2 protein-coding genes are annotated in these 2,250 nt (G+C 64.3%); both read left to right on the top strand.

Annotated elements, in window-relative coordinates; genetic code table 11:
• Positions 1-1,620 (top strand): sensor histidine kinase (locus AC1DVM_RS23010; protein ID WP_477258441.1); only part of this gene is annotated, 1,620 nt, incomplete at its 5' end.
• Between the two features lie 19 nt (positions 1,621-1,639).
• A partial coding sequence (locus AC1DVM_RS23005) for a response regulator (RefSeq protein WP_477258439.1) occupies positions 1,640-2,250 on the top strand: 611 nt, incomplete at its 3' end.

Here is a 2,250-nt window from a genome sequence, read left to right as displayed (position 1 = left end):
GTCGTCGAGAGCCTGGCGTTCATTCTCGGGATCGTCGTCACGGCGTCGGTCCTGCTGCTGCGGCTCCTGAAAGGGATGCAGGAGGCAAACCAAGCGAAGCGGCTGCTCCGGCAGGAGCAGGAGCTTTCGGATCTGGTCATCAACAACATCAGCAATCAGGGCATCGTCATCTTCGACGAACGTTTGCATTGCCTGCTCTGGAACCCGGGAATGGAGGGTCTCCTCGGGGTGCGGCCTGACAACACCGTGGGCCAGAGCCTCGAGACGCTCGATCCGCTCTTCGGCCACCAGGGCGTGGTGTCCGCGCTCGTGCGGGCCGTCGAAGGCGCAAGCTCGATCCGCGAATACGAGGCGAGGGCGGTCGACGGCCTCGAGAAATGCCTCGAAGTGAGTTGCTTCCCCCTGACTCTCGCCGAGAGGCAGCTCGGCATCGCGTTCGTGCGCGATGTCACCGAGCAATGGCAGGCGCGCAAGCAGGCCGAACGTCAGACCGTCGACCTCGAGATCAAGGTGCAGCAGCGCACCGCGGCCCTGCAGCAGGCGGAGCAGCGCCTGATTGCCGCCATCGAGGCTGCGCCCGACGGCTTCGCGGCGTTCGATGCGCAAGGAAACCTGCTCTTCGCCAACGAGCGGATCCGCGCCGCCGAACCGATCACGGTCTGGTGCGCGGAGGATATGAACCTGTTCACCTTCCTTCGCTGCTTCGCGATCTGCGAAGGCGCCGACGGCCGGCTGGTCTCGGACGAGGTCCCGACAGAGGAGATCGAGCTCGACCTTTTGATCAAGCGGGACGTCTGGGCGCGCCTTTCCGTGACCGCAGCCAAGGGCGGCGTCATCTTCGTGCGGCTGGTCGATATTTCGGCCTACAAACATGCGGCCCGGGCGCTTCAATCGGCCCTCGACCGCGAGCGCGAGACAACCGGCGCCTATCGCAGCTTCGTCTCGATGGTGTCCCACCAGTTCCGCACACCTCTGGCCATCCTCGATTCGAGCGCCCAGCGGATCCTGCGCCGGGGACAGGATGCGAGCCACGACGAACTCGTGGTCCGGGTTCAGAAGATCCGCAGCGCCACGAGCCGCCTGACGCGTCTCGTGGACAGCGTGCTGAACGCCGCGAAACTGGATGCCGGCCGGATCGAGCTCAATCCGGCCACCTGCAACCTCAACGAACTGGTGCGGGACATCTGCGAGCGGCAACGGGAGGTCAGCTCGCACGCCGATATCCGGATCGACGCGCCCGACCTGCCGTTGACGGTCCATTGCGACAGCATCCTGATCGAACAGGTGGTGGTCAATCTGCTCTCGAACGCAGTCAAGTATTCGGGCGATACCCCCATCGTCGAGGTCAAGGTCTGGGCCGACGGGTCGAGGGCCTATTGCTCCATCCGGGACTGGGGAATCGGCATTCCCGCCGACGAGGTCGCCAAGATATTCGACCGGTTCTACCGGGCGCGTACCGCGACGGGAATTGCCGGCACGGGTATCGGATTGAACTTCGCCCAGAAGATCATGCATCTTCACGGCGGGGAAATTCAGGTGGAAAGCTACGAGGCGGGCGGGTCGACATTCACCTTCGACCTGCCCGTGTCCAACGCCAATCAGGCGCAGCAGGCGGCATAAAAAGGGGGGCTAGCCAGAGATGAACGTCCAACGGACCATTTTATGCATCGAGGATGAGAACGATCTTCGCAACGACATCGCGGAAGAACTCACGGCCGCGGATTTCAACGTCATCCAGGCGTCCGACGGCCACGAGGCGCTGGCGCTGCTTGCGAACCACCGGCCCGATCTCGTCCTGTGCGACATCACCATGCCGGGGCTGGGCGGATACGATGTGCTCAAGGCCATGCGCGAGCGGAGCGGCCTCGGGGACGTGCCCTTCATCTTCCTGACGGCCTTGGCCGACCGAAACGACGTTCTGGTCGGCAAGCAGGCCGGGGCGGACGATTATCTCGTCAAGCCGATCGATTACGAGATTCTCCTGGCGACCATCGAGGCGCGGCTCAATCAGGTCGCGCGGGTCCAGAGCGGCGCGGTCGAGCGGGCCGAAGAGGCGTGGCAGGAGGTCCTGAATTCCTCCCGCGGCCGCACTGTCGAGGCCCTGTACAAAGCGACCTTCGCGTTCGACCGGTTCCTTGTCGGCGTCGTGGTGGTCGACGAGGGCGGGAACGTGAGCCTGATGAACAAGGAAGCCGAGCGCATCCTGGCCGAGCAGGACGGGATCAGCGTCGTTGGCGGCGTGCTGAAGGG

Source organism: Microvirga sp. P4_A5 (genome assembly GCF_056402495.1).
The sequence above is the reverse complement of the archived record's forward strand: the minus strand, read 5'-3'. Positions and strand labels throughout refer to the sequence as shown.